The following is a 25,942-nucleotide window of genomic DNA, read 5'->3' as shown; positions in this document are numbered from 1 at the left end:
CATCTAGGAGACACTCGTGAAGATCACCGAATTACCCGTGGCCGTGCTGCGGTTCCAGTACCAACTCGCCCGTTTCCCGCTTCAGCTGATCGAACAGCGGGTGGTGTCCCGGTTCCCCGAGGAGACGCCGGCCCGGCTGTTCTACGAGCGCTCGCTCGGGATCCTCGACGCCACCGTCGGCGGCGCCCTCAACGACCAGGAACTGGTCCAGCGCGGAGCGGCGTCCGTCGAGCGCAGCGACACGCTGAGCCGGGCCGCCCGCCTCGACGCCGCGGCGGAGGCCAAGAAGGCGAAGGCCGACGCCGAGTTCGAGGCCAAGCGGAACCAGGCCGCGCAGGAGCGCAAGGCCGCCCAGGAGACCAAGCAGGAAGAGGTCCGCGAGGCCCGCGAGACCGCCCAGGAGCGGACCCGCAACGCCGCCGAGACCGCGCGCCAGCGCACCGCCTCGGTGAAGGACAGGGCCGACGACGTCGCCGAGAAGCGGGTGAAGTCCGCCGAGGCGGCCAAGCGTCAGCAGAAGGACGAGATCACGGCGGCCGAGCGGAAGGCCACCGAGCAGGCGGCAGCCAAGCGCGAGGACGCGCAGGACAAGCGGGCCGCCGCGGCGCAGCAGAAGGCGCAGGCCGACCGCATCGAGGAACTGGCTGAGGTCGAGAAGGACAACCGCAAGGCGGACTAGCGCAGCGCAGGCCACGCCGATGGCCGACGCGATCGCCTGCCGGCTGGGCGAGCTCGGTCAGGTGCCGCAGAACGTCCGGTAGCTGCCGAAGTCGCCGGGCGCCGGTTCGGCGTAGCGGTCGAGGCCGGGACGCTCGTCGTAGGGCCGGGCCAGCACCTCGAGCAGCTGCTGCACCGGGGTGAGGTCGCCTGCCGTCGCCGCCACCAGCGCCTCCTCCACCAGGTGGTTGCGCGGGATGTAGACGGGGTTGGCGCGGTCCATCACCGCCGGGTCGGGGCCCGCGGCCCGCCACGCCGCCGCCCACGCGTCGAAGCCGGCCAGGTCGGCGAACAGCGCCCGCGCCGGTTCGGCGTCGCCACGCGCCGCCGCGCCGAGGTGGCGGAAGAAGGACGTGAAGTCGACCTGGCTGGCGTGCAGCAGGGCCAGCAGGTCGGTCACCAGCGGCGCCGGCGCGTCCGCGGCCAGGCCGAGCTTGGCCGCCATGCCCGCCGACCAGGCCGCCTGATAGCGCTGGGTGAACCCGCCGAGCGCCTCCGTCGCGATCGCGACGGCGCGTTCCTGGTCGTCGGCGAACAGCGGGAGCAGCGCCTCGGCGAAACGGGCCAGGTTCCACTGCGCGACGGCCGGCTGGTTGCCGTAGGCGTAGCGGCCCCAGCTGTCGATCGAGCTGAACACCGTCTCCGGGTCGTAGGCCTCCATGAACGCGCACGGGCCGTAGTCGATGGTCTCGCCCGAGATCGTCATGTTGTCGGTGTTCATCACACCGTGCACGAAACCCACGAGCATCCACTGCGCGATCAGCCGGGCCTGCACGTCGACCACCGACTCGAACAGCGCGAGGTAGGGGTGTTGGGCGCTCGCCGCCGCGGGGTGGTGGCGGGCGATGGCGTGGTCGGCGAGGCGGCGCAGCACCTCGGTGTCGCCCGATGCGGCCGCGTACTGGAAGCTGCCCACCCGCAGATGGCTGCTCGCCACCCGGGTGAGCACGGCGCCGGGCAGCAGCGTCTCGCGCTGCACCTGCCTGCCTGTGGCCACGACCGCCAGCGACCGGGTGCTCGGTATGCCCATGGCATGCATGGCTTCGCTGATCACGTATTCGCGCAGCATCGGGCCGACGGCGGCCAGCCCGTCGCCGCCGCGGGCGAACGGCGTGCGGCCCGACCCCTTCAGCGCCAGGTCGCGCACCCGCCCGCCGCCGTCCACCCGCTCACCGAGCAGCAGGGCCCGGCCGTCGCCCAGCCGCGGCACATACCCGCCGAACTGGTGCCCGGCGTAGCCCTGGGCGACCGGCACCGCATCGTCGGGCACCCGGCTGCCGGTCAGCAGGCCGATGCCGTCGGCGCTGCGCAGCCACGCGGGGTCGAGTCCGAGGTCGGCGGCCAGCGCCTCGTTCAGCAGCAGCAGCCGCGGCTCGGGCGCCGGCTCGGCACGCCAACGGACGGCCAGCTCGGGGAGTTCGTCGGCGAACCGGTGCTGCAGCGCGATGGTGGTGGCGGGTTCAACACTCACCCTCTCCAGGGTACGGAGCGCAGCGGTCTGTGATAGTTCAGCGATGCCCCATCTGCGCTTCTACGCGGTGGACGACGACCACCGGGCCGTCCTCGACGCGGTGTTCGGGCAGGGCGACTTCGCGGTGTACGACATGCACGCCGAACCCGGCAGGCCGATCGGGCGCTACCGGGCGGCCGACGAGGTGCCGATGGCGCCGCACGGGACGCACCTGATGCTGCGCGTCGTGAGCGCCGGCGGCGAACCGATCCTCGGCGGGAAGGCGATCGGCGGCTGGGGACTGGTGCAGCTGAGCTTCGGCGCCTTCTTCCGGCAGCGCGAGCTGCGCTGGAGCTTCACCAACCACAACACGTTGAAGCGCGCGCAGCAGTGGGACGGCGTCTACCCGGAGCTGGGGAGCCCGCACGACTGGGACTTCGACGAGGTCAACCGCGCCTCCGCCCGCCTGAACCGGAAGATCCGCAAGCTCGGGGTGGACGCGATCGGCCCGCACCCGGTGCTGCCCGCGGCGGCGGCGCTGATCGACCGACACGGTCTGACGCACGTGTACGGCACCGGCGTGCACGCCCGCCCCGTCGGGCAGGAGTAGCCGACCGTTCGGCGCGGCTACCAGGTGTCGACGAACCGCCGCGGCGGCGCCGGCATTGCGTGCGCGGTCGCCGTGGCGAGGGTCGCCGCGATGAGCGCGCGGGTGTCGGCCGGATCGATCACGTCGTCGATCTCGAACATCGCCGCGGCGTTGAGCGCCCGCGCGTTCTCCTGCGCGGCCGCCGTCGCCTGCCGGACCCGCTGTTCGCGCTCCGCCTCGTCGGCGATCGCCTCCAGCTCCTTGCGCATGCCGAGCCGGACCGCGCCCTCGAGGCCCATCGGGCCGAGGTGGGCGCCGGGCCAGGCCACCGTCAGCACCGGCTCGTGCAGCCCGCCGCCGGTCATCGCCTGCGCGCCGAGCCCGTATCCGCGGCGCAGGATCACCGCGATCAGCGGCACCCGCAGTGAGGCGCCCGCCACCAGCAGCCGCGAACCCCGCCGCACCAGCCCCTCGGCCTCCGCGGCAGGCCCGACCATGTAGCCCGGGCAGTCGACCAGCGACACCACCGGCAGGCCGAAGGCGTCGCACAGCTGCAGGAACCGCGCGGCCTTCTCGGCCCCGGCGGCGGTGATGGCGCCTGCCATGAAGCGGGTGTCGTTGGCGATGACGCCGACGGCGCGGCCCTCGACACGGACCAGCGCCGTCACCATCTCGCGGGCGAAGCGCCGCCGCAGGAACGTCACCGACCCCTCATCGGCCAGGGTCTCGATGATCGGGGCGACGTCGTAGGCGCGCCTCTCGCGCTCGGGGATGGCCGTGCGCAGCGGCGTCTGGTCGGCGGCGGCGCCGGGCGGCGTGGACCCCTGGAAGTAGCCGAGCAGCGTCCTGGTCACCGGGACGGCCTGCGCCTCGTCGGGCACCACCACGTCGACGACGCCGTTGGGCTCCTGCACCGAGATCGGCCCCACCTCGTCGGGATGGACGTCGCCGAGGCCGCCCCCGGCGATCATCGCGGGCCCGCCCATGCCGATCGAGGTGTCCGCCGTGGCGACCACCAGGTCGGAGCAGCCGGCGAGCACCGCGTTGCCCGCGAAGCACCTGCCCTTCACCACCGCGATGCGCGGCACCAGGCCCGACAGGCCGGCCCACAGCCGGAACGCCCGGACCTCGAGCGAGGACACCGTCGCATGGTCGGTGTCGCCGGGCCTGCCGCCGCCGCCCTCGGCGAAGAACACCGTGGGCAGCCGAAGGCGCTCGATCAGGTCGAACAGCCGGTCCTTCTTCAGGTGGCCGTACACCCCCTGGGTGCCGGCCAGCACGGTGTAGTCGTAGGACAGCACCGCGCACGGGCTGCGGTCGCCGAACAGCTCACCGTTGACCCGGGCGGTGCCCGCGACCAGCCCGTCGGCAGGGGTACGGGCGATCAGGTCGTCGACGTCGCGGCGGCTGCGCTGCGCCGCGATCGCGAAGCGGCCGTACTCGACGAAGGACCCCTCGTCGACGAGGTCGGCGATGTTCTCCCTGGCGGTGCGGCCGCCGGCGGCGTGCCTGCGGGCCACCGCATCGGGGCGGGCCGAGTCCTCGGTGAGGGCGCGGCGACGCAGCAGTTCGGCGTGTTCGTCTTCTCTACTGCGCACGGGGACCCCTCCGCGTCGGTGTCGGTGGAACGGCGGCCGGGCGGGCGGCTACGCACCCGTCCAGGAAACACCGGTATCGTTGGCCAATCCCGGCGGGGTTGACGTAACCACCGTCGGCCGATCCGCCTGTCGTCAGATGCCGGAGCTTTCACACATGAGCCTCAACACCGTCGCGCTCGAACTCGTCCCGCCGAACGTGGAGTCCGGCCGGGAGAAGGCGCTGGAAGACGCACAGAAGGTGCTGCGGTTCTCCGGCGAGTACGGGCTCGACGACCGGCTGTCACACGTGCTGATCCCGGGCATGATCGCCGAGGACGACGACCGCCCGATCGAGATGAAGCCGAAGCTCGACGTGCTGGACTTCTGGCACATGCTGCAGCCGGAGCTGCCCGGCGTGAAGGGCATCTGCACCCAGGTCACGTCGTTCCTCGACAAGGCCGCGCTCGATCAGCGGCTGACCGTGCTCGGCGACGCCGGATTCGAGGGCATCGTGTTCGTCGGCGTGCCGAGGACCATGAGCGACGGCGAGGGTTCGGGCGTTGCGCCGACCGACGCACTGTCGATCTACGACGCGACGGTGCCGAACCGCGGGGTCATCTGCATCCCCACCCGCGACGGCGAGCGGGGCCGCATGACGTTCAAGTGCGAGCAGGGGGCGACGTTCGCGCTGACCCAGCTGCTGTTCTCCGACACGATCGTGCCGTTCCTGCGCGAGCTCGCCGACACCACCGACCACCGGCCCGAGATCCTGCTGTCGTTCGGATTCGTGCCCACGGTCGAGACCCGGGTCGGGCTGATCAACTGGCTGATCCAGGACGCCGGGAACGCCAAGGTCGCCGCCGAGCAGGAATTCGTGCGGGAGCTCGCGGCCAGCGACCCCGACCGCAGGCGGGTCATGATGGTCGACCTGTACAAGCGCGTCGTCGACGGCGTCGCCGAGCTGGGCTTCCCGCTGAGCATCCACTTCGAGCCCATCTACGGGGTGTCCGGCGCGGCCTTCCGCACCTTCGCGGAGATGCTCGACTACTGGTCGCCCTCGGGAGCCTGACTCTCGGCCGTTCCCGGCGCGTCGGGCGGCGGCGTCGAATACGCGGGCGCCACGGGTGGCACCTCCTGGTCGGCGAGATCGCCGGCTCCGTCGTCCTGCTGGGGCGTGGGTTCCGGTGCGGTCATGCCTGTCGGCTACCCCCGCGGCGAAGCGCGAAACACTTGATCGCGGAACCGGAATCGATATTGACGTTTCCGTCGACCCGTCCGCCGGGTAACCCCTCGGTGGACAAGGAGGTCACCATGCCTGACTGGGGATGGATAGTCATAGCGGCGGTCATCGTCATTGCAGTGATCGCATTCATCGTCGCCCGACCGGCGATGCGACGCAGGAGGTCGGAGCGGCTCAAGGGCACCTTCGGCCCCGAGTACGAACGGACGGTCGCCGAGGTGGGCGACCAAAAGGCGGCCGAGGCGGAACTCGCCAAGCGCGAACAGAAGCGCAAGAAGCTCGACATCGTCCCCCTCAGTCATGAGGCGGGCGAAAGGTACACGCTGCGTTGGCGTTCCGTGCAGACGGCGTTCGTCGACGACCCGGCGGGCACGCTCGCCGAGGCGGACCGGTTGGTCATCGAGGTGATGAACGAACGCGGTTACCCGGTCGACGACTTCGACCAGCGCGCCTCCGACATCTCCGTCGACCACCCGCAGGTGGTCGAGAACTACCGCGCCGCGCACGACATCCATCTGGCGCAGCAGAGCCGGCAGCTCAGCACCGAGGAGCAGCGACAGGCGTTCGTGCACTACCGCGCCCTGTTCGAGCGGCTCCTCGACGTCGCGCAGCACCAGCCGCACGACACGGGCAACAACTCCCAGGAGGCACGGGCATGACCACACACGAAGACCGCACACAGTTCACCGATCCGCAGTACCGGGATCCGCAGGCCGGCGATCCGCAGGCCCAGTACCCGGACACGCAGAACCCCGGGGCGCAGTACTCCGCGACGCAGCAGTCGGATCAGCAGTACTCAGACCCGCAGCACGCAGATCAGCAGCACGCCGGCTTGCAGCAGAACGACTCGCCGTTCGACGACGCGCCGGGCGGCGCCGGAGCGCCGGTGCAGCCGGGGACGGTGACGTCCACCGGTCACCCGGGGATGGCGCAGCCGTCGTCCGAACATGACCGGCCGCAAGCGGATTCGACTGACGCGGACTCGGAGCTGTCCCTGTTCGGCGAGACTGAGATGTCGGGTTTCCGTGCCCGCTGGAACGACGTGCAGGCCGGCTTCGTCGATGATCCCAAGCAGTGTGTCCAGACGGCCGACGCACTGGTGTCGGAGGTCGTCGACCAGCTCACCTCCGGCTTCACCGAGGCACGCGCGCGGATGGAGGCGCAGTGGGCGCGGGGCGAGGACGCCTCGACCGAGGATCTGCGTGTGGCGCTCAAGCGCTACCGCGAGTTCTTCCAGCGACTGCTCTCCGTCTAGACCCGAGCGTTGAACAGGCCGGCCCTGCGGGGCCGGCCTGTTTCTCGTCACCTCAGCTAGACCCGACCATCGCCTTATTGTGACCTTATTAATGTCTTATTTTCCTTAGAGACGCGTGTACGGTGGGTAGGCGCACGCAGCACTGCGACGGAAGGAACCCGACATGAATCAGGCACCCGCACGGATCGTCCTGGTCACCGGCGGCTCGAGGGGCGTCGGCGCGGCAGTCGCACAACGGCTCGCCGGTCCCGACACCCATGTCGTGGTGAATTACCGCGAGAAGGCCGAGCGGGCGGAATCGATCGCCGAGGCCGTCCGCAGTGCAGGCGGCCACGCCTCGACGCTGCGAGCCGACATCTCCGATGAGATCGAGTGCGCGGCGATGATCGACACCATCGCGGCCCGATTCGGGCGGCTCGACACCCTGATCCTCAACGCGTCAGCCAGGCTCGAACTCGGTGTCGACCTCGGCTACGCCAAGCGTGTCAACCGCGACGCGCAACGTCGTCTTGCGCTCAGGGCGGTGCCGCTGATGCCTGCGGGCGGGCGCATCATTTTCGTCACCAGCCACGCAGCCCACTTCTTTCCCCATCGGGCTGTTCCGAAGGGACAAACGGCGATCGCCGCGAGCAAGTGGGCGGGCGAGACGGCGCTCTACGCGATGCGGTCGGAATTCCGCCGCGCCGGTGTGCATTTCACCGTTGTTTCCGGCAGTGAGGTCGACACGAACTTCGCCGGGGCGATCGTCAACGCCGCCGACGCCGCAAATCCGTCCGGCATCGTGTACGTCGGCGGCGCCGACTCCTTGATGATCGCCTAGTCAGTCCCGCGCGTACCGCTCGGCGAATCTCCGGAGGATCTCCGGCGGGTACGTCACATTCCACTTCAGCGCAGCGACTTTGAGTTCCTGCGCCGATTCCGGCGCGAAGTACCCGTAGTCCTTGTAGACGTCGATACGCGTCCGGACGCCGTCGATGTCGAGTTCGGGGTGGAACTGCGTGGCGTACACATTGGTCTTCACCCGGAACGCCTGCACCGGGCTGTCGGGCGACGACGCGAGGCAGACGACATCGGGCGGCAGCTCCGACGCTGCCTCCTTGTGGCCGCCATAGGCGTCGAAACTCTCTGGCGCGTCGCAGAACAATGCGTCCTCACGGCCGGCGGCCAACACCGAGACCGACATCCCGCCGACGGGCTCGGGGTGGGTACGGTCGATGGTCGCACCGACCACCGTGCCGAGGGTGCCAACGCCGTAACAGCAGCCGAGAAAAGGGAAGTCGGCATCGACGATGCGCTCGATCAACGGAAGCAACTCGCCTTCCACGCGGCGCTGCGTGGCCGACTTCGTCGCCGGGTCGTCGCTGACGTTGTACGGCCCGCCGCCGAGGATGATGCCCGACCAGTCCGCGAGGTCGATCTCCCCCAACGACTCGTGGGTCAACCGGATGCGGTGCATGCCTTTCCGATCCACACCGGCGAAGCGCATCATCGCCAGGTACTCGTCGTCGGCGGCGGCGTCCTCACCGCGGATCGACAGCAGCAGGAAGGGCCGCACCTGCACGACACCCCGCGAGCTCGGTGAGCCCGCGGGGTGCCGCATGTTGCCGGTGACGATGTTGCGCGTCAGGCCAGTTCGAACCGGTCGTTGTTCATGACCTTGACCCACGCCGCGACGAAGTCCTCGACGAACTTGCCCTTGTTGTCGTCCTGGGCGTAGACCTCGGCGATCGCCCGCAGCACCGAGTGCGAACCGAACACCAGATCGTTGACGGTCGCCGTCCACTTGGTCTCGCCGGAAGCCCGGTCGACGCCCTCGTAGACGTTCTCGCCGATCGCCGACGACTTCCACTCCGTGCCCATGTCGAGCAGGTTCACGAAGAAGTCGTTGGTCAGCACGCCCGGCTTGTCGGTGAACACGCCGTGCTTGGTGCCGCCGTGGTTGGCGTTCAGCGCCCGCAGGCCGCCGATGAGCACGGTCAGCTCCGGTGCGGTGACATCCAGGAAGTAGGCGCGCTCGAGCAGCAGCTCCTCCAACTGCGCCTTCTCACCCGGCCGGACGTAGTTGCGGAACCCGTCGCCGCGCGGTTCGAGCACCTTGAACGAGTCGACGTCGGTCTGCTCCTGCGACGCGTCGGTGCGGCCCGGCGCGAAGTGGACGTCGATCTCGTATCCGGCGTCCCTGGCGGCCTTCTCGACCGCAGCGGAACCCGCCAGCACGATCAGGTCGGCCAGCGAGACCTGCCTGCCGCCCGCGCTGTTGAACTCCTGCTGGATCCGCTGCAGCACCGGCAGCACCTTGTCCAGCTCGGACGGTTCGTTGACCTCCCAGCTGCGCTGCGGCTCGAGCCGCAGCCGGGCGCCGTTGGCGCCGCCACGCTTGTCGGTGCTGCGGAAGCTGGCCGCCGACGACCACGCCGTCTTCACCAGCTGCGGCACCGACAGGCCGGAGTCCAGCACCGCGCTCTTGAGCTTGGCGATGTCCGCGTCGTCGATCAGCTCGCCCTCGACGGCCGGCACCGGGTCCTGCCACAGCTGCGGCTCGGCCACCCACGGGCCGAGGTAGCGGCTGATCGGACCGAGATCGCGGTGCAGCAGCTTGTACCAGGCCTTGGCGAACGCCTCGTTCAGCTCCTCGGGATGGTCCAGCCACCGCCGGGTGATCTCGCCGTAGATGGGGTCGACGCGCATCGAGACGTCGGTGACCAGCATCGTGGGCTTGCGCGGCGGGCCGCCGAACGGATCGGGGATGATCGCCTCGGCGTCCTTGGCCTCGAACTGCCAAGCGCCGCCGGGGCTCTTGGTCAGCTCCCACTCGTTGCCGTACAGGATCTCCAGGTAGCGGTTGCTCCACTGCGTCGGCTTGTCCGTCCACACCACCTCGAGACCACTGGTGATGGTGTCGCCGGCGTTGCCGCTGCCGAAGGGGCACTTCCAGCCAAGGCCCTGCTGCTCGATCGGCGCGCCCTCGGGCTCCGGGCCCACGTCGTCGGCGCTCGCGCCGTGCGTCTTGCCCAGCGTGTGGCCACCGACGATCAGCGCGGCGGTCTCCTCGTCGTTCATCGCCATCCGGCCGAACGTCTCGCGGATGTCGATAGCGGCGGCCAGCGGATCCGGCTTGCCCTCCGGGCCTTCGGGATTGACGTAGATCAGGCCCATCGTGGTGGCGCCGTAACGCTCCTCGAGCTGACGTGCGGTGGCATCGGCGCCGGCGTAGCGCTTGTCGGTGCCGAGCCACTCCTCCTCCTCGCCGAAGATCACCTCTTCGGGCTCCCAGAAGTCGGGGCGGCCGAATCCGAAGCCGAACGTCTCGAAGCCGGCCGACTCGAGGGCGGCGTTGCCGGCGAACACCAGCAGGTCGGCCCAGGAGATCTTGTTGCCGTACTTCTTCTTGACGGGCCACAGCAGGCGGCGGGCCTTGTCGAGGTTGGCGTTGTCGGGCCAGCTGTTCAGCGGCGCGAACCGCTGCATGCCCTGGCCGCCGCCACCGCGTCCGTCGTACGTGCGGTAGGTGCCCGCGGCGTGCCAGCTCATCCGGATGAAGAGCCCGGCGTAGCTGCCGTAGTCGGCCGGCCACCAGTCCTGCGAGGTGTTGATCACCGAGATGACGTCGGCCTTGAGGGCCTCGACGTCGAGCTTCGCGAACTCCTTGGCGTAGTCGAAGTCGTCGCCCAGCGGGTTGCCCTTGTTCGAGTGGGCATGCAGCACCGAGACGTCGATCTGCTCGGGCCACCAGTCCTGGTTCTTCCGCGGAGCGCCGCCCTTCACCTCGGGCGACTTGATCGCCGGGTTCTCGCTCTCGCTGCCCTTGCTCTGGGTCGGCGCCTCGGGCTTCGGCGGCTTGGCGTCAGAAGTATCGGATGACACTGTGTTTCCCTTCGTATTCCGTAAACATCATGTGGGTGATGGGGCTGATCACGGGTGTGATCGGGAGTGAGCTCGAGCGGTGGAACAGTCGGGACAGAATCCCCAGTAGATGACCTCGGCCTCGTCGATGACGAAGCCCTGATCATCCGAAGCTGTGAGGCAGGGCGCTTCGCCGACGGCGCAGTCGACGTCGGCGATGGCGCCGCAGCCGCGGCACACCACGTGATGGTGGTTGTCGCCGACGCGCGACTCGTAGCGCGCCACCGACCCGGCGGGCTGGATGCGCCGCACCAGGCCGACGGCGGTCAGCGCGCTCAGCGAGTCGTAGACCGCCTGGTGCGACACCTCGGGCAGATCGTGGCGGACGGCGCGGATGATCGAGTCGGTGTCGGCGTGGGGGAGTGCGTGCACCGCGCCCAGCACGGCCAGCCGGGGCCGCGTCACACGCAGCGCGGCGGCGCGCAGCATGTCCGGGAATTCGGAGGCGGCGGGCACGGTGACGAGTCTTGTCCCTTTTCTGGAATCAGTCAAGAGTCGGTCCGGCCGGATTCACTGAGGGCGAACCGGGGCATTACGCAACTGTGACCGCGCGACGGTTAGCGTGGGATGTCGGCGCCACCCTCCTAACGTGAAGGTGGCCAGCGGAAACGACGACGGATGACGAGCCAGTGACGCAGCGATACGACCTCGTGATAGCCGGGGGTGGACCGGCGGGATCGGCCGCCGGATGGCAGGCGGCCCAGACGGGCGCCCGCGTGGTGGTCCTCGACAAGGCCGAGTTCCCGCGGGACAAACCTTGCGGTGACGGGCTGACGCCGCGCGCCGTCAGCTACATCCAGAAGATGGGGCTGGCAGGCACCGTCGAGAAGTTCCACCGCGTCAACGGCGCGAGGATCTTCAGCCCCAGCGCGTGGGAGCTCGGCTTCCCCCGCAGACCCGGGATGCCCGACCACGGGTACGTCGCCCGGCGCACCGAGATCGACGGCCTGCTGCTGGAGAAGGCGGCCTCGGCGGGCGCCGAGGTGCGTCAGGGCGCCGAGGTGGCCGCGCCCGTCGTCGAGGACGGCAGGGTCACCGGTGTGGTGCTCAAGGGCGGCGAACAGATCGCGGCCGACGCGGTGATCGCCGCCGACGGCGCGTACTCGCCGACCCGGCGGGCGTTGAACCTGACGTCGCCGTACACCAACTACTCCGCGATCGCGATCCGCGCCGAGATGCCGCTCGAGGGCCCGGACGGCGACACCCTCGACATCCATCTGAAGCTGACGTTCGACGGTGACCAGCTACCCGGCTACGGGTGGGTGTTCCCGCTCGGCGGGGGCCGGGCCAACATCGGCCTCGGCTACGCCACCAGCTACCGGCGATGGCACGAGATCAACGCGACCGACCTCCTTGGCTCCTTCATGGCGACGCTGCCCGCCGAGTGGCGGCTGCCGCCGGTCGAGGAGCTCAAACGGTCGAAGGCGCTGCAGGCCTGGCGGTTGCCGATGGGATTCTCCGCGTGGCCGCCGTGGCGGCCCGGAATCCTGTTCGCCGGCGACGCACTCGGCGCGGCCCGGCCGGTCTCCGGTGCCGGCATCTCCAAGGCCCTTCAGTCGGGGATGGCCGCCGGGGAGTGCGCGATCGCCGCGCTGACCAACGGCGGGCCGGACGACTTCACCAACTACACCCAGCGGATCCGGGCGGCGTGGGGCCGGGAGTACCGGCGCGGCCGGTTCTTTCACCGCGTGGTCGGCAAGCCGGCGGTCGCCGGCGCCGGGGTCAAGGTGCTCGACAAGGTGGCTCATCCGCGGCTGCGGTCGAATCTGCTGTTCTGGGAGGACTGGGGCACGCCCGCCGGGCGCTGACCGCTACCGCATCGCGCCGGGGATCGCGGCGACGAGTCCGCCGTCGACCACCAGGTCCTGGCCGTTGACGTAGGACGCCTCCGCCGAGGCCAGGAAGGCGACCGCCGAGGCCACGTCCTGCGGTGTGCCGAACCGTCCGGCGGCGATCGCCGCGAGCACTGCGGGCTGGGCGTCGGGCGACACGTTGTCGTGGAACATCGGCGTCTCGATGTAGCCCGGGCTGACCGAGTTGACCCGGATCCGGCGCGGCGCCAGTTCCGCGGCAAGGGTGTGGGCGAGGTTGTGCACGGCGGCCTTGGTGGCCGAATACACCGCGGCCCCGGCCATTCCGCGGTGCAGGCTCCAGGAGGCGTTGATCACGATCGCCGCGCCGTCGGCCAGCAGGGGCAGGGTCCGCGCGACGGTGAAGAACACCCCCTTGAAGTTGGTGTCGGCGATGCGGTCGAACTCCGCGGCGGTGACGGTGTCCGTGGCGGCGAACGTCGCCGTCCCGGCGTTGGCGAACACCACGTCGAGCCGGCCGAACCGCTCGCCGACCGACGCGCGCACGGCGTCGAGCGCCGCCGGATCGGTGACGTCGGCCACCAGGGGCAGCACCCTGGAGCCACCGCCGAGCCCGTCGGCCGCCGTCTCGAGGCGGGTGGCGTCGCGGCCGGTGATCACGACGGTGGCGCCCTCGGTGAGCAGCAGGCGGGCGGTGGCCAGACCCATGCCGCTGGTGCCGCCGGTGATCAGCGCGATCTTGTCGTCGAAGCGGGAATCAGTCATGGCTTCAGCGTCGCGGGCATCCGGCCGCCGCGGCAGTGCGTGGTTGTCCTGGTGTTCACACCACCAGGCTGGGCAGCCGGTCGAGGCGGTCGCGGGTGTCAGTGCCGGGCAGTGGGTTCGACAGCTCGAGATGCCAGTCCGGGTGGTCGGCCACCAGCAGTGTGGTGGTGTCGAAGTACAGCTCGCCCACGGCGGGATGCCGCACCGCCTTGACGGTCTGCGCCGGGGCGGTGACGTCGTGGCGTCCCCACAGTTCGGCGAACTCGGCGCTGACCGACCGCAGGCGCTGCACGAGGCGGCCGAACTCGCGGTCCTCGGGGAACAGCGCCGCATCGGCACGGAAGGCGGCCACCACGGCAGGCGCTGCCGAATCCCAGTCCATCCGCATGTCGCGGTAGCGGATGCTGGTGAAGAAGGTCACCAGGCAGTTCTCATCGGCGTCGCGGTAACCGAAAACCGTTTCGGCCCAGCCGTTGAACGCCAGCAGCCGCCAGTGCCGGTCACGGACCACGGCAGGCGCGGGCCAGGTGTCGAGCAGCCTGCGCACCTCCGCGGTGACGGCCTCGCCGCTGCGGTCGGGGAGCGGCGGGTTCATCCCGGCCAGCACGTACAGGTGCGCCCGTTCGTGCGGGTCGAGGCGCAGCGTCCGGGCGACCGCGTCGAGCACGTCGGCCGACACGGTGATGTCGCGGCCCTGTTCGAGCCACGTGTACCAGGACACCCCGACACCGGCGAGGACGGCGACCTCCTCGCGGCGCAGTCCCGGTGTGCGACGACGCCCGCTCGTCGGCAGGCCGACGTCGGCCGGCGAGAGCCGGGCCCGCCGGGACCGCAGGTAGGCACTGAGCTGGTCACGCGTGGTCATGCCCGGCACAACACCGGATCGGCCCGCCCCGTTCCACCGCCTACCCTTGTCGGAGTGTCCGATCAGCCCCGCGACGACGTGCGTGCGTTGCGCGCCCGCCTCGACGGGCTCACCATCCGGGACGCGGCGCGGATCGGCCGCAGGCTGAAGAACCTGCGCGGCCCCGTCGACGCCGACCGTCTGGCGCAGCTCGCCGCGCAGGTCACCGCCGGTGAGGCGGTCATCGCCGGCCGCGCCGCGGCAGTGCCTGCGATCACCTACCCCGACCTGCCGGTCAGCGAACTGCGCGGGGAGATCGCCACCGCCATCGGCGAGAACCAGGTGGTGGTGATCGCCGGGGAGACCGGATCGGGCAAGACCACGCAGCTGCCGAAGATCTGCCTGGAACTCGGCCGCGGTGTGCGGGGCACCATCGGCCACACGCAGCCACGCCGGCTGGCCGCGCGCACCGTCGCCCAGCGCATCGCCGACGAACTCGGCACCCCGCTCGGCGACGCCGTCGGCTACACCGTCCGGTTCACCGACCAGGTCAGCGACCGCACCCTGGTCAAGCTGATGACCGACGGCATCCTGCTCGCCGAGATCCAACGCGACCGCAGGCTGCTCGGCTACGACACCCTGATCCTCGACGAGGCCCACGAGCGCAGCCTCAACATCGACTTCCTGCTGGGCTATCTGCGCGAACTGCTGCCGCGCCGCCCCGATCTCAAGGTCATCGTCACCTCGGCGACCATCGAGCCGCAGCGGTTCGCCGCCCACTTCGCCGACGCGGCGGGCACGCCCGCGCCGATCGTGGAGGTGTCCGGACGCACCTATCCGGTCGAGATCCGCTACCGGCCACTGGAAGTCGTCGTCCCGGCGGCGGAGGGGGACGACCCCGACGATCCCGACCACGAGGTGGTGCGCACCGAGCTGCGCGACCCGACCGAGGCGATCGTCGACGCGGTGCGCGAACTCGCGGCCGAACCGCGGGGCGACGTGCTGGTGTTCCTGTCCGGGGAGCGGGAGATCCGCGACACCACCGAGGCGTTACGGGCCGCGCTCGATCCGCACACCGAGGTGCTGCCGCTGTACGCCCGGCTGCCGACCGCAGAACAGCAGAAGGTGTTCACGCCGAGTCGCTCGGCCCGCCGGATCGTGTTGGCCACCAACGTCGCCGAGACATCCCTGACGGTGCCGGGGGTGCGCTACGTCGTCGACCCCGGCACGGCGCGCATCTCCCGCTACAGCCGTCGCACCAAGGTGCAGCGGCTGCCGATCGAGCCGATCTCGCAGGCGTCGGCCGCGCAACGGGCCGGCCGCTCGGGACGCGTCGCGCCCGGCGTGTGCATCCGGCTGTACTCCGAGGACGACTTCGCGTCGCGGCCCCGCTACACCGACCCCGAGATCCTGCGGACCAACCTCGCCGCGGTGCTGCTGCAGATGTCCGCCCTGGGACTCGGTGACGTCGAACGGTTTCCGTTTTTGGATCCGCCCGATGCGCGCAGCATCCGCGACGGCGTGCAACTGCTGCAGGAGCTGGGCGCCTTCGACGAGGGCGGCGCGCTCACCGACGTCGGCCGCCGGCTGGCCCGGCTGCCGCTGGACCCCCGCATCGGCCGGATGATCCTGCAGGCCGACACCGAGGGCTGCGTGCGCGAGGTGCTGGTGCTGGCCGCCGCGCTGTCCATCCCGGATCCGCGCGAACGCCCCGCCGACCGGGAGGAGGCCGCCCGGCAGAAGCACGCCAGGTTCGCCGACGAGCAGTCCGATTTCATGAGCTACCTGAACCTGTGGCGCTACCTGCGCGAGCAGCGAAAGGAGCGGTCCGGCAGCTCTTTCCGGAGGATGTGCCGCGACGAGTTCCTGCACTACCTGCGGATCCGGGAGTGGCAGGACCTCAACGGTCAGCTGCGCAGCATCGCCCGCGACCTGGGCATCGTCGAATCGAACGACAAGGAGCCTGCCGAACCGGACCGGGTACACGCCGCGCTGCTCGCGGGGCTGCTGTCCCATGTCGGCATGCGCCAGGAGGAGTCGCGGGAGTACCTCGGCGCCCGCAACACCCGCTTCGTCCTGGCCCCGGGTTCGGTGCTGACCCGCAAGCCGCCGCGCTGGATCGTGGTGGCCGACCTGGTGGAGACCAGCAGGCTGTACGGGCGCATCGCGGCGCGGGTCCAGCCCGAGACGGTGGAGCGGATCGCCGGGGACCGGGTGCGGCGCAACCACAGTGAGCCGCACTGGGACGCCCAGCGCGGCGCGGTGATGGCCTACGAGCGGGTCACCCTCTACGGGTTGACGCTGGTGGCCCGCCGCCGCGTCGACTACACCCGGCACGATCCGGAACTGGCGCGCGAGCTGTTCATCCGGCACGCGCTGGTCGACGGCGAGTGGCAGACCAGGCACCACTTCTTCCGCGACAACGCGCGGCTGCGTGAGGAACTGGCCGAACTCGAGGAGCGCATCCGCAGGCGCGACCTGCTGGTGGCCGACGACGACATCTTCGCGTTCTACGACGCCCGGGTGCCCGCGGACGTGGTGTCGGCGCGGCACTTCGACGGGTGGTGGAAGAAGCAGCGGCACAAGACCCCCGACCTGCTCACCATGACGCGCGCCGACCTGCTGCGCAGCGACGTCTCGGCAGATCAGCCCGACCGCTGGGAAGCCGACGACCTGTCGCTGCCGCTGACGTACCGCTTCGAGCCGACCGCGCCCGACGACGGCGTGACCGTGCACGTCCCCGTCGACGTGCTGGCCCGCCTCGGCGGAGACCAGTTCGCCTGGCAGGTGCCGGCATTCCGCGAGGAACTGGTCACCGAACTGATCCGCTCGCTGCCGAAAGCGCTGCGGCGCAACTTCGTCCCCGCACCCGACACCGCACGCGCCGTGCTGTCCACGCTGGATCCCGGGACGGAGCCGCTGCTCGATGCACTGCAGCGGGAGCTGCACCGCCGGACCGGGGTGCTGGTCCCCGTCGACGCGTTCGACCTGGACAAGCTGCCCGCGCACCTGAGGGTGACGTTCGCCGTCGAGGACGCCGACGGCGCCGAGGTGGCCCGCGGCAAGGACCTCGACGCGCTGCAGGAGAAGCTGGCCGGGTCGGCGCGCCGGGCCGTCGCCCAGGCGGTGGCCGGCGACCTCGAACGCAGTGGGCTGCGTGGCTGGCCCGACGATCTCGACGAGCTGCCGCGCGCGGTCGAACGCACCGTCGGCGGCCGGACGGTGCGCGGATATCCGGCGCTCGTCGACTCCGGCGCCGCGGTGAACGTGCGGGTGCTGGCCACGGCGGTCGAGCAGGGCGCCGCGATGACGCCCGGCGTGCGCCGGCTGCTGAGGCTTTCGGCGCCGTCACCGGCCAAGGCCGTGGAACGCGCTCTGGACACCCGCACCCGGCTGGTGCTCGGCGCCAATCCCGACGGCTCACTACAGGCGCTGATCGAGGACTGTGCCGACGCCGCCGTCGCCGCGCTGGCGCCCGTCCCGGTGTGGACGCGGGCCGAGTTCGCCGCGCTGCGGGACCGGGTGGCGGGCGCGCTGGTGCCGACCACACTCGACATCGTCGGCCGCGTGCAGAAGGTGCTGGCCGCGGCGCACGACGTCGAACTGGCACTGCCGCAGACACCGTCGGCGGCGCAGGCGGACTCGATCGCCGACATCCGCGACCAGCTGGCCGGCCTGCTGCCGCGCGGCTTCGTCGCCGCCACCGGTGCCGCCCACCTGAGCGACCTGACCCGCTACCTGACGGCCATCGGCAGGCGGCTCGAGCGGCTGCCGCACGCGCTGAACGCCGACCGCGAGCGGATGGCCAGGGTGCACGCGGTGCAGCAGGCCTACGACGAGGTAGTGCGCGCACTCGCCCCCGGCCGGGCGGCGGGCACCGACGTCCGCGGCGTCGCGCGGCAGATCCAGGAGTTGCGGGTCAGCCTGTGGGCACAGCAGCTCGGCACTCCCCGCCCCGTCAGCGAGCAGCGCATATACCGGGCGATCGACGCCCTCATCTGAGCACGGTGGCGGCGGACACGGCCGCCACGGCGGTGAGCGCGAGGATCATCGTCGCGACCCCGGTCCAGCCGAAGCCGTCGAGCATGACCCCGCCCAGCCAGCCGAACACGCTCGAACCGGCGTAGTAGGCCAGGTTGTACAGCGACGCGGCCTGGGCCCGGCCGACGGTGGCCGCCCTTGCGGCCCATCCCGAGGCGATCGCGTGCACGCCGAAGAAGCCCGCCGTGGCGACCACCAGGCCGGCCAGCACCACGATCACGTCGGTGGACAGCGTCGCGGCCACGCCTGCCGCCATCACCGCGGTCGCCGCCAGCAGCACCGGCTTGCGCCCGAATCGTGATGCGGCCGCGCCGGATCGGGCCGACGACCAGGTGCCGGCCAGGTAGGCCACGAAGACCAGGCTGATCACCGTGTGGGGAAGGCCGAACGGCGGCGCGGACAGCCGGAAGCCGAGGAAGTTGTAGAGCGCGACGAAGCCGCCGGTGAGCACGAACGCGACGGCGAACAGCGTGAGCTGTTGCGGTGAGCGCAGATTCACGGCCACCCGGCGCAGCAGTCCGCATCCGCGGCCTGCTGCCTGCCCGGCCACGAAGCCGCGCTGCGCCGGGATCAGCGCGATGAACGCCACGGCCGCGACGGCGCACAGCACGGACACCGAGAAGATCCCGAGCCGCCACGTCGTGGCGTCGGCGACGGGCCCGGCCAGCAGGCGGCCGGTGAGGCCGCCGATGGTGGTGCCGGCCACGTAGGTGCCCGCGGCGCGGGCGGCGTCGCGCGGGTCGATCTCCTCGGTGAGGTAGGTGAGCGCGACGACGGGCACCGCACCCACCATCAGACCCTCCAGGAAGCGTCCGGTCAGCAGCAACGGCATGGTCGGTGCGAACGGCGTCACCAGTCCGAGCAGCGTCGCGGCGACCACCGCGCCCGACATCGCCCTGACCCGGCCGATCCGGTCGGAGACCAGTGACCAGGGGATGACGCCGACCGCGAGGCCGATGGTGGCGACGGAGATCAGCAGCGCGGCCCGCGACGCCGTGACACCCAGTTCGGCGGAGACCTGCGGCAGCACCGCCTGCGGCGCGTAGAGCTGGGCGAAGGAGGCCAGGCCCGCGCAGAACAGCGCCGCAAGGGCGCGGCGGTAGGCCCGGGTGCCGCGCGCGTGTCCATTCCGGTCGAGATCGAGCGTTTCGACGGTGGCGGTCACCCCGGGAACGCTAGAAACGGCGGATCAATGTGTCCAATGCATGTTACGAAGCGCGGTGATACGCCACACGCATGATCAGACGGCGGCGCCGAGGAATGCGGCGAACCGGCGCGCCGCAGGAGACATCGGCCGCGCCGCGTGCCACGCGAGGCCCACGGACCGCCGGGCGTGCGGGTTCGTCAGCGGGATGTACGCGGCGGCCGGTTCGCCGCGGGGCGGCGCCGGCATGGGCACCACGGCCACCCCGAGGCCCGCGGCCACCAGTCCCTCCACCGTGGGCACCTCGATCGCCTCGAAGACCACCCGGGGACTGACGCCGTCGGCCGCCCACAACTGGTCGGTCAGCGCGCGCAGCGCGAACTGTTCACCCAGCGCGACGATCGGTTCGCCCGCCGCCTCGGCCAGCCGGATCCTGCGCCGCCCGGCGAACCGGTGATCGCGCGGGACGACGAGGCACAGCCGCTCGACATGGAGCTGGTGCCAACCCAATTCGCTGTTCTCCGGCCGTGGTGCGGTGATCGCCAGGTCGACCTGACCGCCGCCCAGGTACTCGGCGATGTCGTAGGCCGCGGCCTGGCGCAGGAGCATCCGCACCCGCGGCGCCTCGGTGCGGAACCGGCCGAGCAGATCGGGCACGAACCAGCTGGCCAGCGAGTGCAGGAACGCCAGCCGCACGGTGCCGCCGTCGGGGTCGCGCAGGGCCGCGATCCGATCGGTGGCCGAGGCGATCTCTTCGATGCTGCGCTGGGCGTGTTCGAGCATGATCTCGCCGTAGACGTTGAGGCGCAGCCGCCGGTTCACCCGGTCGAACAGCTGGGTGCCGACCCGCTCCTCCAGGCGGGCCAGCGCCCGCGACAGCGTCGGCTGGGTGATCCGCAGTTCGGCGGCCGCATCGGTCATGTGCTGGGTCTGCGCCAGGACCACGAACCAGTGCAGCTCGTCGAGGTTCACGAGTCCGACGATACGACGCGCCAACGGCGATCGTGGCTGGTAGGAGGGTTCATCACCCGATATTGACGACCCCCTGGCTTGTGGATGCCGATTGCCGTAGCGTGGGGTACAGCGGTCACCCGGCCCTCGCGGCCGACGACCTGTGGAACTCCCACGAATGACCTTGCAACGGGTTGGGACGTAGCCCTCTGCAGTACCGGGCGTCGAGACGACGCCATCAAGGCGCTGAATGCGCCGGGAAGTCCGAGGAATCCCTCATGGACGGACACATCTCTCTTTCGAGCACCACCACAGCGCTTCCGGGAATCGAACTCACCGAGGCCCAGTTGGGCTCCGCGATCGTCATCAACGTCGGCGGGTGTGTCGACATGCGCACCGCCGCCGAGCTGACCACCGCCATCGAAAAGGCCTGCAGCAAGAAGCCGGCGGGCGGCGTGATCGTCGACCTCACCGGCGTCCGCTTCCTGGCCGCCGCAGGCATCAATTCGCTGCTGGCCGCCCGCTGGGGTTCGGCCGCCGCCGCGTTCGGAGTGGTCGCCGCCGGACCGGTCACCAGCCGGCCCATCACGGTGCTCGGCCTGAACGACGACCTGGCGCTCTTCTCGACCGTCGACGACGCGCTGATGGGCCTCACCGCCGCCTGAGTCCGCTCGGCTACTTGGTGCCGAACATGCGATCGCCGGCGTCGCCGAGACCGGGAACGATGTACCCGTGCTCGTCGAGCCGGCGATCGATTGCGGCCGTGTAGATCGGCACGTCGGGGTGGGCGTCCTGCAGCGCCTCGATCCCCTCGGGGCAGGTGAGCAGGCAGACGAACTTGATCGAGCGGGGCGAGCACTCCTTGAGCCGCTCCACCGCGGCCACCGCCGAGTGGCCGGTGGCCAGCATCGGATCGACCACCACCACGTCGCGCTCGTCGAGGTCGCCCGGCATCTTGAAGTAATACTCGATGGCGACAAGCGTTTTCGGATCCCGGTAGAGGCCGATGTGGCCGACCCGCGCCGCAGGCACGACGGTCAGCATGCCGTCCAGGATGCCGGTGCCCGCACGCAGGATCGACACGAAGACGAGCTTCTTCCCGTCGATCACCCGGCTGGTCATCGTCTCCAGCGGCGTCTCGATCTCGATGTCGTGCATCGGCATGTCGCGGAGCACCTCGTAGGCCATCAGTGCCGAGATCTCCTGCAGCAGACGGCGGAAGCTGTTCGTGGACGCCTCTTTCCGGCGCATCAGTGTCAGCTTGTGCTGCACCAGCGGGTGCTCGACGAGATGGACCCCGGCCATGTCAGAACACCGTCCCGTCGCTGCTGACCGTCAATGGTGGCAGCCCCCCGCGCAGCCGGCCCGCCAGCGCCCTGCCGGTCGCCCAGGTGCCGCCCTCGAGGATGCACGCCAGCGGCAGATCCTGCGCGCCCGCACCGAGTTCGGCGCGCACCAGCGGCGCCAGGTCGTCGAGCAGTGCCACCGTCAGCGCACGCCATTCGACGACCAGTTCGTCGCCGGGCCGCCACGTTCGCGTGGTCCACGCCGCGTCGCGCAGATGCAGGACGCCGGTGTCGAGCAGCAGGCCGCCGTTGCGGTACTCGGGCAGCCCGGTCAGCGCGCCGACGTCCTCCACCCGTACCCCTGCCCACTCGAACGGCTCGAGCAGCGAATAGGTGAGCCACTGTGACAGCTTGTGGAACGGCACCCAACCCGCGGTCAGGCCCGGCCCGGGGACCGCGTCGTGGCGCCAGCAGTCGCCGAGCCGCTCGGCTCCGATCGCGTTGTCCGCGGGCCAGATCGGCGCCATGGTGGTCAACAGCTGCGCCAGCAGCGCCGGGGCCGAGAGCCGCCCGCCGGCCGCGAGCGCGTCGAAGAGCCCGCCGGGGCGGCCCTGCGGACCGAACACGTCCGGCCGGGCTGCCAGCGCCGCACCGAGCCGGCGCAGCAGTGCCGCGCGGCCGTCGAGGCCGAGCAGCGGATTGTCCGGCCCGGCCTGGAACGCGCCGGCCAGCGCGTCGGTCGTCAGTGCGCGCAGTGCCGCCGCGTCGACCCGGTACGGATCGTCGGGGTCGGAGGAGAACAGCCCGGCTTCGAATGCGTGCAGGCTGGCGACGGCCAGCCCCTCGGAGCGGGTGAACGTCCGGCCGTCCTCGTGGAACTCCCAGTCCGGTCCGGCTCCGGCGTCCAGGAGGACGCTCACCACCGTGAGGTCGATCATGGTGCGGGCGCGCGCGGCCGGCTCCGTGCCGGGGAGGCGGGACTCGAGGCGCTGCCTGCGGTCGACGCCGCCGGCCTCGAAGTGCCGCCAGCGGCTGTGGTACGGGATCCGCAAGTCCGGGAAGCGCTTCCGCGTCACGGCGGCCACCTCGGTCGCGGCGTGCGGCAGGGCGTCGTCACGCACCGCGAACCACGGCGACCCGCCGGAACGGGCCCGGTCGAGCAGGTGGCGCGCCCGCTCCCGGATGGCGGCGGGCGAGCGCAGCGCCGCGACGGCCCTCTTGGTATCGGGTGTGGTGGCGACGGTGCTCACGCCTCGAGGCCCCGGCCCTTGGCCTTCGCGAGTTCCTCGGCGTCGGGGACCGGTCCCGGCGTGAAGTAGCCGGCGGCCGTCTTCGCGTCGATCTCCACCCGCGCGTCGGCGGGGATCAGCTCCTCGGGGATGTTCACCCGCTCGCCGACCTCGATGCCGGACCCGGTGATCGCGTCGTACTTCATGTTGCTCATCGACACCAGGCGGTGGATCTTGGTGACACCCAGCCAGTGCAGGACGTCGGGCATCAGTTCCTGGAACCGCATGTCCTGCACGCCCGCAACGCATTCGGTGCGGGCGAAGTACTGGTCGGCCGTGTCGCCGCCGACCTGGCGCTTGCGCGCGTTGTACACCAGGAACTTGGTCACCTCGCCCAGCGCGCGGCCCTCCTTGCGGGAGTAGGCGACCAGGCCGACGCCACCGTGCTGGGCGCCGCGGACGCACTCCTCGATGGCGTGCGTCAGGTAGGGGCGACAGGTGCAGATGTCGGAGCCGAACACGTCGGAGCCGTTGCACTCGTCGTGCACCCTGGCGGTCAACTCGACGGCCGGGTCGGCGAGATCACCCGGGTTGCCGAAGATGTAGAGCGTCTGACCGCCGATCGGCGGCAGGAAGACCTCGAGGTCGGAGCGGGTGACGAGTTCGGGATACATGCCGCCGGTCTCCTCGAACAGCACGCGGCGCAGATCCGTTTCGCTGCAACCGAAGCGCTGCGCCACCCCGGGCAGGTGCCACACCGGTTCGATCGCCGCCTTGGTGACGAGCGCGGCGCCGTTGGCGAGCAGCACGCGCCCGTCCGGTTCCAGCCGGCCCCTGGCGATGGCGTCGGCGACCTCGGGCAGCACGACGTGTGCCTTGGTGACGGCGATGGTGGGGCGGATGTCGTAGCCGGCGGCCAGCTCGGCGGCGAACACCTCGCCGACGGTGGCGCCCCAGGGGTCGAGGCTGACGATCCGCGCGGGGTCGCCCCACTGCGGGTGCGGGCCGATGCGGTCGGTGGGTGAGGTGTCGGTGAGGTCGGCGCGGTGATCGCGCGACAGTGCGCCCGCGGCGACGGCCAGTGCGCGGTACACGCTGTAGGACCCGCTGTGCGTGCCGATCACGTTGCGGTGCCCGCGGCTGATGGTGGTGCCGACCACCGGGCCGCGCTCCGCCGCGGTCGCCGCCCCCCAGTGCAGCGGTGGGGCCCCGAGTCCGCCGCTGTGGGAGGTCAGGCGGATGTGCCCGGCGGGCCTCGGCGCGGCAGGCGGCGGCGCTGCTGTGGCATCAGCGGGCATGTGCGCTCCTCGGCCGGTGGGGAAGCCGCCAGCTTAGTGACGGCCGGCGGATGCGGCCACCCGTGCGCCACCACCTAGCCTGGCAGGCGTGAGTCACAAGCGCGTCGTCGTCGCGGGCCTCGGCGACACCGGAGTGCTCACGGCGATCAAGCTGGCGCGCCGGGCCGACGTGGTGGGCATCTCGGCCAAACCCGGTCTGCTCAGCGGGCAGGAACTGGGCACCCGGCTCAGCCGGCCGCACGACTGGGCGCGCGACTACTGGATCCCGTTCGACCGGCTGCGCGGCCTGGACCGGGTGCGCACGGTGCACGGCGAGATCACCGGCGTCGACCTCGACGGGCGCACGGTCGCCGTGCGCGGTGCGGACGGCGGGGTGCACGACGAGCCCTACGACGCGCTGGTCATCTCGACGGGGGTGAACAACGGGTTCTGGCGGCAGTCCACGGTGCAGGACGCGAGCGCGGTCGGGGCGGATCTGCGGGCGGCTCACGACCGGCTGGCCGGCGCAGGCACGGTGATGGTGATCGGTGGGGGAGCGGCCGCCGTCAGCACCGCGGCGAACGTGGCGGCCACGTGGCCGGCCAAACGGGTCGGCCTGTACTTCCCCGGCGAGCGGGCGCTTCCTCATCACCACGACGGCGTGTGGCGGCGGATCCGGCGGCGGCTCGAGGAGTTCGGTGTCGCGCTACACCCCGGCCACCGTGCGCTGGTGCCCGACGGCTTCGCATGCGACCAGATCACCAGCGGACCGGTGCACTGGCGCAGCGGCCAGCCCGCCGCCTCGGCCGACGCGGTGCTGTGGGCGATCGGGCGGGTGCGGCCGAACACCGCATGGCTGCCCGGGGAGCTGCTCGACGAGCAGGGGTTCGTCCGCGTGACGCCGACGCTGCGGGTGCCGCACCGGCCGGGGGTGTTCGCGGTCGGGGACGTCGCGGCGACCGACCCGCTGCGCTCGTCTGCGCGTAACCGCGCGGACAAGCTGTTGGCGCACAACGTCATCGCGGAGTTCGAGGGCCGCTCACCGAAGGAGTACCGGGCGCCGAAGCGGCGCTGGGGTTCGGTGCTTGGCGTGCAGGCCGACGGGCTGCAGGTGTTCGCGCCCGGCGGGCAGGCCTTCCGGTTCCCGGCCTGGTCGGTGGACCGGATACTGCTGCCGCTCATCGTGCGACGCGGGATCTACGGCGGGGTGCGCGACAACAACCCGCTCTGAGTGCGCAACGGGCAGAAAGAAACCCGCCGCCGCAGCGGGGGCTGCGGCGGCGGGTCTTTCGCGTTGATGCTGGATCAGCCGGCCATGAACTGGTCGTAGGCCGACTGCAGATCCGGCGACAGCACTGCCACGTTGCAGGTGCGCTGCGTCTCGCCGATCGGCGCGAGGATGTCGCGCAGTTCGTAGTACTCCTGCGAGTTCGCGGTGAAGTACCCACGCAGGTTGGCCTCGGCCGCCGGGCGCGGTTGGCTGAGCGCCGACGTGACCGCCTGGTTGGCGCCCGGGTGGGCGGCCAGGTAGTTGCGCGCCTCGCCGGTGACCGAGCTGACCGTGTTGGCCACCTGGTCGGCGTTGCACTGTGCGGGCGCCGCGACGGCGCTCGGCGCTGCGATGGTCGCTGCTGCCAGGCCCCCGAACAGGATGCCTGCGCTCGCGCCGGCAATTCTCCGGCGCATGGTGTTACCACTCGAATTCATGATCACTTGTCCTTCGTATTGCGAATTGATTCCATGCGAATCCCCCGCCCCCACGAACCAAGGTAGCCGAACGTCCGGAGCGCCAAACCCGAGCCGCGGGCCTGCGGAAACGGTATTTCGGCGCGTTACATGATCACGGCGTGACATAGGCCTCAA

Annotated in this window: 24 protein-coding genes; 10 read left to right on the top strand and 14 right to left on the bottom strand. The window is 71.1% G+C overall.

Translation table 11 applies throughout. From position 1 onward, the window contains the following. Window positions 1-16: 16 nt before the first annotated feature. Entirely contained in the window at window positions 17-679 is a 663-nt protein-coding gene (locus O6P37_RS21760) for an IF2 family translation initiation factor (RefSeq protein ID WP_269896033.1), read from the top strand. Window positions 680-736: 57 nt separating this feature from the next. On the opposite strand, the gene O6P37_RS21755 is transcribed toward O6P37_RS21760, so the two are convergent. Next, window positions 737-2,188 (bottom strand): protein adenylyltransferase SelO, encoded by a 1,452-nt coding sequence (locus tag O6P37_RS21755; protein WP_269896032.1) that lies wholly within the window; start codon window positions 2,186-2,188, stop codon window positions 737-739. Between the two features lie 43 nt (window positions 2,189-2,231). On the opposite strand from O6P37_RS21755, the gene O6P37_RS21750 reads away from it, so the two are divergent. Then, complete coding sequence (locus tag O6P37_RS21750) at window positions 2,232-2,777, top strand: hypothetical protein (RefSeq protein WP_269896031.1); 546 nt, start codon at window positions 2,232-2,234, stop codon at window positions 2,775-2,777. Between the two features lie 17 nt (window positions 2,778-2,794). Here O6P37_RS21750 and O6P37_RS21745 read toward each other — a convergent pair whose 3' ends face one another. Further along, window positions 2,795-4,354, bottom strand: a complete 1,560-nt coding sequence (locus O6P37_RS21745; RefSeq protein WP_269896030.1) for an acyl-CoA carboxylase subunit beta — start codon at window positions 4,352-4,354, stop codon at window positions 2,795-2,797. A 154-nt stretch (window positions 4,355-4,508) separates the two neighbouring features. Here O6P37_RS21745 and O6P37_RS21740 point away from each other — a divergent pair, with 154 nt between their 5' ends. Then, a complete protein-coding gene (locus O6P37_RS21740; protein ID WP_269896029.1) occupies window positions 4,509-5,402 on the top strand; it encodes a mycobacterial-type methylenetetrahydrofolate reductase in 894 nt (297 codons plus the stop codon). Here O6P37_RS21740 and O6P37_RS21735 read toward each other — a convergent pair. Beyond that, window positions 5,378-5,527 (bottom strand): hypothetical protein, encoded by a 150-nt coding sequence (locus O6P37_RS21735; RefSeq protein ID WP_269896028.1) that lies wholly within the window; start codon window positions 5,525-5,527, stop codon window positions 5,378-5,380. The genes O6P37_RS21740 and O6P37_RS21735 overlap by 25 nt on opposite strands. Window positions 5,528-5,644: 117 nt before the next feature. On the opposite strand from O6P37_RS21735, the gene O6P37_RS21730 reads away from it, so the two are divergent. The 3 genes from O6P37_RS21730 (at window position 5,645) to O6P37_RS21720 (ending at window position 7,648) form a co-directional block, all read left to right on the top strand. Then, the gene (locus O6P37_RS21730; RefSeq protein WP_264010632.1) at window positions 5,645-6,232 is read left to right on the top strand and encodes a hypothetical protein; all 588 of its coding nucleotides are present in this window, start codon (window positions 5,645-5,647) and stop codon (window positions 6,230-6,232) included. After that, the gene (locus tag O6P37_RS21725; protein WP_269896027.1) at window positions 6,229-6,828 is read left to right on the top strand and encodes a hypothetical protein; all 600 of its coding nucleotides are present in this window, start codon (window positions 6,229-6,231) and stop codon (window positions 6,826-6,828) included. The genes O6P37_RS21730 and O6P37_RS21725 overlap by 4 nt, the downstream gene beginning before the upstream one ends. Before the next feature lie 163 nt (window positions 6,829-6,991). Continuing rightward, a complete protein-coding gene (locus O6P37_RS21720; protein ID WP_269896026.1) occupies window positions 6,992-7,648 on the top strand; it encodes an SDR family oxidoreductase in 657 nt (218 codons plus the stop codon). On the opposite strand, the gene O6P37_RS21715 is transcribed toward O6P37_RS21720, so the two are convergent. From O6P37_RS21715 to O6P37_RS21705, 3 genes are read right to left on the bottom strand one after another with little or no spacing between them, the layout of a single operon-like run. Next, window positions 7,649-8,428 carry a glutamine amidotransferase gene (locus O6P37_RS21715; RefSeq protein ID WP_269896025.1) on the bottom strand — a complete coding sequence of 260 codons (780 nt, stop codon included), beginning with the start codon at window positions 8,426-8,428 and terminating at the stop codon, window positions 7,649-7,651. A gap of 23 nt (window positions 8,429-8,451) precedes the next feature. Then, window positions 8,452-10,692 carry a catalase/peroxidase HPI gene (gene katG / locus O6P37_RS21710; RefSeq protein WP_269896024.1) on the bottom strand — a complete coding sequence of 747 codons (2,241 nt, stop codon included), beginning with the start codon at window positions 10,690-10,692 and terminating at the stop codon, window positions 8,452-8,454. 48 nt (window positions 10,693-10,740) lie between these two features. After that, complete coding sequence (locus O6P37_RS21705) at window positions 10,741-11,160, bottom strand: Fur family transcriptional regulator (RefSeq protein ID WP_276008130.1); 420 nt, start codon at window positions 11,158-11,160, stop codon at window positions 10,741-10,743. 200 nt (window positions 11,161-11,360) lie between these two features. On the opposite strand from O6P37_RS21705, the gene O6P37_RS21700 reads away from it, so the two are divergent. Next, window positions 11,361-12,539: a geranylgeranyl reductase family protein gene (locus O6P37_RS21700; RefSeq protein WP_269896023.1), complete on the top strand. Its 1,179-nt coding sequence runs from the start codon at window positions 11,361-11,363 to the stop codon at window positions 12,537-12,539. Between the two features lie 3 nt (window positions 12,540-12,542). On the opposite strand, the gene O6P37_RS21695 is transcribed toward O6P37_RS21700, so the two are convergent. Together O6P37_RS21695 and O6P37_RS21690 are read right to left on the bottom strand one after the other, a co-directional pair. Beyond that, window positions 12,543-13,307 (bottom strand): glucose 1-dehydrogenase, encoded by a 765-nt coding sequence (locus tag O6P37_RS21695; RefSeq protein ID WP_269896022.1) that lies wholly within the window; start codon window positions 13,305-13,307, stop codon window positions 12,543-12,545. A 55-nt stretch (window positions 13,308-13,362) separates the two neighbouring features. Continuing rightward, the gene (locus O6P37_RS21690) at window positions 13,363-14,172 is read right to left on the bottom strand and encodes a helix-turn-helix transcriptional regulator (RefSeq protein WP_269896021.1); all 810 of its coding nucleotides are present in this window, start codon (window positions 14,170-14,172) and stop codon (window positions 13,363-13,365) included. 54 nt (window positions 14,173-14,226) lie between these two features. Here O6P37_RS21690 and hrpA point away from each other — a divergent pair, with 54 nt between their 5' ends. Further along, on the top strand, window positions 14,227-18,153 hold the full coding sequence (gene hrpA, locus O6P37_RS21685; RefSeq protein ID WP_269896020.1) for an ATP-dependent RNA helicase HrpA: 3,927 nt from the start codon (window positions 14,227-14,229) through the stop codon (window positions 18,151-18,153). Here the strand turns inward: hrpA and O6P37_RS21680 are convergent. After that, complete coding sequence (locus tag O6P37_RS21680; RefSeq protein WP_269896019.1) at window positions 18,146-19,357, bottom strand: MFS transporter; 1,212 nt, start codon at window positions 19,355-19,357, stop codon at window positions 18,146-18,148. The genes hrpA and O6P37_RS21680 overlap by 8 nt on opposite strands. 75 nt (window positions 19,358-19,432) lie before the next feature. Then, window positions 19,433-20,308, bottom strand: coding sequence for a LysR family transcriptional regulator (locus O6P37_RS21675; RefSeq protein WP_269896018.1), 876 nt, complete (start codon window positions 20,306-20,308; stop codon window positions 19,433-19,435). A 257-nt stretch (window positions 20,309-20,565) separates the two neighbouring features. On the opposite strand from O6P37_RS21675, the gene O6P37_RS21670 reads away from it, so the two are divergent. Next, entirely contained in the window at window positions 20,566-20,952 is a 387-nt protein-coding gene (locus tag O6P37_RS21670; protein WP_269896017.1) for an STAS domain-containing protein, read from the top strand. 10 nt (window positions 20,953-20,962) lie between these two features. Here O6P37_RS21670 and upp read toward each other — a convergent pair whose 3' ends face one another. The 3 genes from upp to O6P37_RS21655 are packed head-to-tail and all read right to left on the bottom strand — an operon-like array spanning window position 20,963 to window position 24,100. After that, a complete protein-coding gene (gene upp, locus O6P37_RS21665; protein ID WP_264010644.1) occupies window positions 20,963-21,592 on the bottom strand; it encodes a uracil phosphoribosyltransferase in 630 nt (209 codons plus the stop codon). Window position 21,593: 1 nt separating this feature from the next. Further along, window positions 21,594-22,823 carry a URC4/urg3 family protein gene (locus tag O6P37_RS21660; protein WP_269896016.1) on the bottom strand — a complete coding sequence of 410 codons (1,230 nt, stop codon included), beginning with the start codon at window positions 22,821-22,823 and terminating at the stop codon, window positions 21,594-21,596. After that, window positions 22,820-24,100 carry a GTP cyclohydrolase II gene (locus O6P37_RS21655; protein ID WP_269896015.1) on the bottom strand — a complete coding sequence of 427 codons (1,281 nt, stop codon included), beginning with the start codon at window positions 24,098-24,100 and terminating at the stop codon, window positions 22,820-22,822. The genes O6P37_RS21660 and O6P37_RS21655 overlap by 4 nt, the downstream gene beginning before the upstream one ends. 88 nt (window positions 24,101-24,188) lie before the next feature. Between O6P37_RS21655 and O6P37_RS21650 the strand changes: the two genes are divergently transcribed. After that, window positions 24,189-25,310, top strand: a complete 1,122-nt coding sequence (locus O6P37_RS21650; protein ID WP_269896014.1) for an FAD-dependent oxidoreductase — start codon at window positions 24,189-24,191, stop codon at window positions 25,308-25,310. 74 nt (window positions 25,311-25,384) lie between these two features. On the opposite strand, the gene O6P37_RS21645 is transcribed toward O6P37_RS21650, so the two are convergent. Further along, window positions 25,385-25,786: a heme-binding protein gene (locus O6P37_RS21645; protein ID WP_269896013.1), complete on the bottom strand. Its 402-nt coding sequence runs from the start codon at window positions 25,784-25,786 to the stop codon at window positions 25,385-25,387. Window positions 25,787-25,942: the final 156 nt, after the last annotated feature.

It is taken from the genome of Mycobacterium hippophais, from assembly GCF_027529605.1.
Lineage (GTDB): Bacteria > Actinomycetota > Actinomycetes > Mycobacteriales > Mycobacteriaceae > Mycobacterium > Mycobacterium arseniciresistens.
The sequence above is the reverse complement of the archived record's forward strand: the minus strand, read 5'-3'. Positions and strand labels throughout refer to the sequence as shown.